5 protein-coding genes are annotated in these 6,430 nt (G+C 73.5%); all 5 read left to right on the forward strand.

Annotated features, from left to right (window positions below; genetic code table 11):
• Positions 1-3 precede the first annotated feature (3 nt).
• The gene (gatA, locus tag AA75_RS12835; RefSeq protein ID WP_033820076.1) at positions 4-1,497 is read left to right on the forward strand and encodes an Asp-tRNA(Asn)/Glu-tRNA(Gln) amidotransferase subunit GatA; all 1,494 of its coding nucleotides are present in this window, start codon (positions 4-6) and stop codon (positions 1,495-1,497) included.
• On the forward strand, positions 1,494-1,733 hold the full coding sequence (locus AA75_RS12840) for a hypothetical protein (protein ID WP_033820077.1): 240 nt from the start codon (positions 1,494-1,496) through the stop codon (positions 1,731-1,733). The genes gatA and AA75_RS12840 overlap by 4 nt, the downstream gene beginning before the upstream one ends.
• Before the next feature lie 32 nt (positions 1,734-1,765).
• Complete coding sequence (gatB, locus tag AA75_RS12845) at positions 1,766-3,265, forward strand: Asp-tRNA(Asn)/Glu-tRNA(Gln) amidotransferase subunit GatB (protein WP_033820078.1); 1,500 nt, start codon at positions 1,766-1,768, stop codon at positions 3,263-3,265.
• Between the two features lie 223 nt (positions 3,266-3,488).
• A complete protein-coding gene (locus AA75_RS49240; protein ID WP_033820079.1) occupies positions 3,489-3,707 on the forward strand; it encodes a hypothetical protein in 219 nt (72 codons plus the stop codon).
• Between the two features lie 131 nt (positions 3,708-3,838).
• Positions 3,839-6,430 (forward strand): AAA family ATPase (locus AA75_RS12855; RefSeq protein ID WP_033820084.1); only part of this gene is annotated, 2,592 nt, incomplete at its 3' end.

Below are 6,430 nucleotides of genomic sequence, written 5' to 3' on the forward strand. Positions count from 1 at the left end.
ACCATGACCGATCTCATCCGCTACACCGCGGCCGAGACCGCCACCGCGATCGCCTCCGGCACGGTCTCCGCCGTCGAGGTCGCCCAGGCCCACCTGGACCGGATCGACGCGGTCGACAAGAAGGTCAACGCCTTCCTGCACGTCGACACCGAGGGCGCGCTGGCCGCGGCCCGCGCGGTGGACGCCAAGCGCGCCAAGGGCGAGGAGCTCGGCCCGCTGGCCGGCGTCCCGCTGGCACTCAAGGACGTCTTCACCACCGAGGGCATCCCGACCACCTGCGGCTCGAAGATCCTCGAAGGCTGGATCCCGCCGTACGACGCGACCCTGACGGCGCGTCTGAAGGACGCCGGCGTGGTGATCCTCGGCAAGACCAACATGGACGAGTTCGCCATGGGGTCCTCCACCGAGAACTCCGCCTTCGGCCCGACCGGCAACCCCTGGGACCTGTCCCGGATCCCCGGCGGCTCGGGCGGCGGCTCGGCGGCGGCGCTGGCCGCGTACGAGGCCCCGCTGGCGATCGGCACCGACACCGGCGGCTCGATCCGCCAGCCCGGTGCGGTCACCGGCACGGTCGGCGTGAAGCCGACCTACGGCTCGGTCTCCCGCTACGGCCTGGTCGCGTTCTCCTCCTCGCTGGACCAGGGCGGCCCGTGCGCCCGGACCGTGCTGGACGCGGCCCTGCTGCACGAGGCCATCGCCGGCCACGACCCGCTGGACTCCACCTCGATCGACGCGCCGGTGCCGGCCGTGGTCGCGGCGGCGAAGATGCGCGACATCCGCGGCATGCGGATCGGCATCGTCAAGGAGTTCGCCGGCGAGGGCTACCAGGCCGGTGTGATGCAGCGCTTCCACGAGTCGGTGGAGCTGCTGCGCGAGCTGGGCGCCGAGGTCGTCGAGGTCTCCTGCCCGTCGTTCACGCTGGCGCTGCCCGCGTACTACCTGATCGCGCCGAGCGAGGCCTCCTCCAACCTGGCCCGCTTCGACGCCATGCGCTACGGCCTGCGGGTCGGCGACGACGGCACCCGCTCCGCCGAGGACGTCACCGCGCTCACCCGCGAGGCCGGCTTCGGCGACGAGGTCAAGCGCCGGATCATCCTGGGCACCTACGCGCTGTCCTCGGGTTACTACGACGCCTACTACGGCTCGGCGCAGAAGGTCCGCACCCTGATCTCGCGCGACTTCGACGCGGCCTTCGCCGGCGTCGACGTGCTGATCTCGCCGACCACCCCGACCACCGCCTTCCCGATCGGCGAGCGCGCCGACGACCCGATGGCGATGTACCTGGCCGACCTGTGCACCATCCCGTCGAACCTGGCGGGCAACGCGGCCATGTCGCTGCCCTGCGGCCTGGCCCCGGAGGACAATCTCCCGGTCGGCCTGCAGATCATCGCGCCCGCGATGGCGGACGACCGCCTGTACCGCGTGGGCGGCGCCGTCGAGGCCGCACTCAACGACAAGTGGGGACACCCCCTGCTGGAGGAGGCACCGGCACTGTGAGCACCGTTGCGAAGGCCAAGGGCTTCAAGCACTCGAAGCCGGGCCTGTGGCTGTCCATCGGGACGAGCGCCTTCGGCGCGGTCTCGATCGTCAAGGACGTCCGCAAGGCACGTGGCGACAACGACACCCTCAAGCTGATCAACGCCCTGGTCGGCGCCGCCGCGCTGATCACCGGCACCGCGCTCCTCGTCCGTGAGCTCAAGCGGCTCGGCGACGACGACGTGCTGCTGGGCTGACGGACCTCCAAGACTCAAGTGAAGGGGACGCTGTGAGCGTCATCAGTCTGGTCTCGTACGAGGACGCTCTCGCCTCGTACGACCCGGTGATGGGCCTTGAGGTCCACGTCGAGCTGGGTACGAAGACCAAGATGTTCTGCGGCTGCTCGACCGAGCTGGGCGCCGAGCCGAACTCGCAGACCTGCCCGACCTGCCTCGGCCTGCCCGGCTCGCTGCCGGTGGTCAACGCGGTCGGCGTGGAGTCGGCGATCAAGATCGGCCTCGCGCTGAACTGCGAGATCGCCGAGTGGTGCCGGTTCGCCCGGAAGAACTACTTCTACCCGGACATGCCGAAGAACTTCCAGACCTCGCAGTACGACGAGCCGATCGCCTTCAACGGCTACCTCGACGTGCAGTTGGAGGACGGCTCGACCTTCCGGGTGGAGATCGAGCGCGCCCACATGGAGGAGGACACCGGCAAGTCCAGCCACGTCGGCGGTGCCACCGGCCGGATCCACGGCGCCACGCACTCGCTGCTGGACTACAACCGGGCCGGCATCCCGCTGATCGAGATCGTCACCAAGCCGATCGAGGGCGCCGGCGAGCGCGCCCCCGAGGTGGCCAAGGCGTACGTGGCCGAGCTGCGCGAGCTGATCCGGGCGCTGGGCGTCTCCGAGGCCCGGATGGACAAGGGCCAGATGCGCTGCGACGTCAACCTGTCGCTGCGCCCGAACGGCACCTCGACCTTCGGCACCCGCTCGGAGACCAAGAACGTCAACTCGCTGCGCAGCGTCGAGCGGGCGGCCCGGTTCGAGATCCAGCGCCACGCCACGGTGCTGACCGACGGCGGGACGATCGTCCAGGAGACCCGGCACTTCCACGAGGACAACGGCACCACCACCGCGGGCCGGATCAAGGACAACGCCGAGGACTACCGGTACTTCCCGGAGCCCGACCTGGTCCCGATCGCCCCGGCCCGCACCTGGGTCGAGGAGCTGCGGGCCGAGCTGCCCGAGCTGCCGCGGGTGCGCCGCGCCCGGCTGCAGGCCGAGTGGGCGCTGTCCGACAAGGACATGCAGTCGGTGCTGAACGCCGGTGCGGTGGAGCTGCTGGAGCAGACCATCGCCGCCGGTGCGCCGGCCGACCAGGCCCGCAAGTGGTGGCTGGGCGAGCTGGCCCGCCGGGCCAACGAGACCGGCACCGAGCTGGCCGAGCAGCCGATCACCCCGGCCCAGGTGGCCCGGGTGTGCGCGCTGGTCGCCGAGGGCAAGCTCAACGACAAGCTGGCCCGCCAGGTCATCGAGGGCGTGCTGGCCGGCGAGGGCGAGCCGGACGCGGTCGTCGAGCAGCGCGGCCTCGCCGTGGTCTCGGACGACTCCGCGCTCGGCGCGGCCGTCGACCAGGCCATCGCCGACAACCCGGACATCGCCGCCAAGATCCGCGACGGCAAGGTCCAGGCGATCGGCGCGCTGGTCGGTGCGGTCATGAAGACCACTCGCGGCCAGGCCGACGCGGCCAGGGTCAAGGACCTGCTGCTGGCGAAGCTGTCCTGAGGACGCCTTAGGCCTCCTTAGTCCTCAAGGCCCGCCCGCACCCCGGACTCCCGGGGTGCGGGCGGGCCTTTCGGCTTCGAAAGGCAGGCGCCTAAGGCGGTCGTTCCCCCGAAGATGAGGCATGCTGCCGATGCCGCACCCCCGCCTGGGACGGAATCCTGGATGCAGGACGACGGACCGGCCACAGGGACCGGGAAGCGTCCCGAACAGGGGGACCACCACCGTGTACGAGTACGAGATCATCCGCCAGCGCCAGCACCAGCTCGAGCAGGAGGCCGAGCGCGCCCGCCTGGTGCACGAGGCCCGGACCGCCCGCGAGGCCGGGGAGCACACCGGCGGCCGCACCGGCCTGCGGGCGCGGTTCGCCCGGAGCGGACGCCGCGCCGCCGCCGCTACCGGCCGGTCGGCCACCGCCCGCCCGGCACGACTCGGCGAATGCTGACAGAGCGGCACATCCCGGGTGCCCGAGCCGGGACGGAAGGGGAGCACGCCACCGGCGTGCTCCCCTTCGGGCCGTCCGGCGCCCGGATAACGCCTCGGCCCGCGATACGGGCCTGTGGCATGCTCGCCGCCATGGAGCAGATATCGGTCAGCCCGGTCTTCGTCGGGCGCAGTACGGAGACCGACCTCCTCGCGGCGGCCCTGCGCCGCGCCGAGGCCGGGGATCCGCAGACCGTGCTGATCGGGGGAGAGGCCGGGGTCGGCAAGACCCGGCTGGTGGAGGAGTTCCTCGACAGCGCGGCCGCCGCCGGCGCGGTCACCGTGCTGGGCGGCTGTCTGGAGATCGGCGCCGAGGGCCTGCCGTACGCGCCGCTGGCCACCGCGCTGCGCCGCCTGTACCGCCAGCTGGGGCCCGAACTGGAACGGGCCGCGGCCGGCATGGAGGGCCATCTGGCCCGGCTGCTGCCGGACTTCGGCGAGGCGGACGGCGAACCGAACGACGAGTTCGGCCGGGCCCGGCTGTTCGAGCACACCGCCCGGCTGTTCGAGCGGCTCGCCGCCGACCGCACCCTGGTGCTCGCCGTCGAGGACCTGCACTGGTCCGACCGCTCCACCCGCGAACTGCTCGCCTACCTGATCCGCACCCTGCACCGCTCCCGGGTCCTGATCGTCACCACCTACCGCAGCGACGACCTGCACCGGCGCCACCCGCTGCGCCCCTTCCTGGCCGAACTCGACCGGCTGCGCACCGTCCAGCGGCTCGAACTCGACCGCTTCGGCCAGGTCGAGGTGGCCGCGCAGCTGGCCGGCATCCTGGGCACCGAGGCGCCGGACCGCGCGCTGGTGGACCGGATCCACCGCCGCTCCGAGGGCAACCCGTTCTTCGTCGAGGAGCTCGCCACCGCCCACCGGCAGGGCTGTCCGGCCGGGCTGACCGAGTCGCTGCGGGACATCCTGCTGGTCCGGGTGGAGGCACTGAGCGACGAGACCCAGCAGGTGGTCAAGTTCGCCGCCGAGGGCGGCTCCTGCGTCGAGCACGGACTGCTGGCCGCCGTCCTGGACGAGGGCGAGGAGCCGCTGATCGAGGCGCTGCGCACCGCGGTCGGCGCCAACATCCTGCGTCCCGACACCGACGGCGAGGGCTACCGCTTCCGGCACGCGCTGGTCCGCGAGGCGGTCTCGGACGACCTGCTGCCCGGCGAGCGGCACCTGATCAACCGCCGCTTCGCCGACGCCCTGGAGCAGGATCCCGCCCTGGTGGGGGACGAGGTCCGGCCCGCCCGGCTGGCCAACTACTGGTACCACGCGCACCATCCGGCCCGCGCGCTGCCGGCCGCCCTGGAGGCGGCCCGCGCCGCCCGCCGCCGCAACGCCTTCGCCGAACAGTTGCGGATGCTGGAACGCGCCCTGGAGCTGTGGGAGGAGGTCTCCGAGGACGTCCTGGAGCACACCCTGCGCCCCTACGACTGGGCCGAGACCTATCCGCCCTGCTCCTGCGACGCGGGCCGGCACGACACCTCGTGCGACCGGCTCCGGCAGGTCGACGTGCTGGCCGAGGCGGTGGTCGCGGCCCGTCGCAGCGGGGAGCGCGAACGCGGACTCAGCCTCGCCAAGCGCGGGGTCAGACTGGTCGACGAGCAGCGCGACCCGATGCGGGCCGCCTGGTTCCGGATGCAGCGGGCCCGGATGCTGGGCCACCTCGACCGGCCCGGCGGCAGCGCCGAACTCGCCTACGCGCACCGGCTGGTGGCCGACCTCGGACCGTCCGCCGTGCAGGCCGAGGTGCTCGCCCTGGAGGCGGCGCACGCGATGCTGCGCCGGCCGACCCACGAGCACCTGGCCACCGCCGAACGGGCCGTGCGGATCGCGCGGGAGGTCGGCGCGGGCAGCGTCGAGGCGCACGCCAGGATGACGCTGGGCAGCCTGCTCGCCGACTTCGACGACCCGGACCAGGGCCTGGCGGAGCTGGCCGCCGCGGTGGAGCAGGCCCGGGCGCTCGGCGTGCCCGACCTGACCTGCCGGGGGCTCAACAACCTGGCCAGCCTGCTGGTCCAGCTGGGCCGGGCCGAGGAGGCGGAACGCACCGCCCGCGAGGGGCTGGAGGCGGCCGGCTCCACCGGGCTGCTCGGCAACACCGGGGCGATCCTCACCGGCAACCTGGCCGAGGCACTGATCGCCCTCGGACGGCTGGCGGAGGCCGCCGGGGTGCTCGACGCCTGGGCCGAGGACCCGTCCAGGGACTCCCACCACGCCTTCCTCAGCCGGCTGCGGGCCGAGCTCGCCCTGCTGGCCGACGACCGGGCCGCGGCCGAGGCGGCGCTCGCCCAGGCCGTCGCGGCGGGCCGGCACGAGCAGCCCCAGCACGTCCTGCCGACCGTCCTGGTGAGCATCGAGATCGCCGCCCGCTGGGGCAGTCCGCTGGCCGCGCGCGAGCAGATCCTCGAGGTGCTGGACCGCGAGCCGGCCGGACAGCAGACGCTGCTGCTGCTCCCGCTGCTGGTCCGCGCCGCGGCCGTGGAGGCGGACGCGCGCGGACTGCCCGCCGCCGGCCCGGGGCGGGACGGGGTGCTGGCGCGGATCGCCGCCGCGGCCGAGGGCTACCGGCCGCAGGTGCCGCTGCACCAGGGCTGGGCCCGGCTGCTGGACGCCGAGCTGGCCCGCGCCCACGGCGCGGACACCGCCGGACACTGGGCCGAGGCCATCGCCCCGCTGCGGGTCGCCGGC

The organism is Kitasatospora sp. MBT63, from assembly GCF_000710465.2.
In the GTDB taxonomy this organism is placed as follows: domain Bacteria; phylum Actinomycetota; class Actinomycetes; order Streptomycetales; family Streptomycetaceae; genus Kitasatospora.

Excerpts from the sequence above, each read along its gene's own strand:
- gatA (WP_033820076.1), top strand. The coding sequence starts at position 4 with ATGACCGATCTCATCCGCTACACCGCGGCCGAGACCGCCACCGCGATC.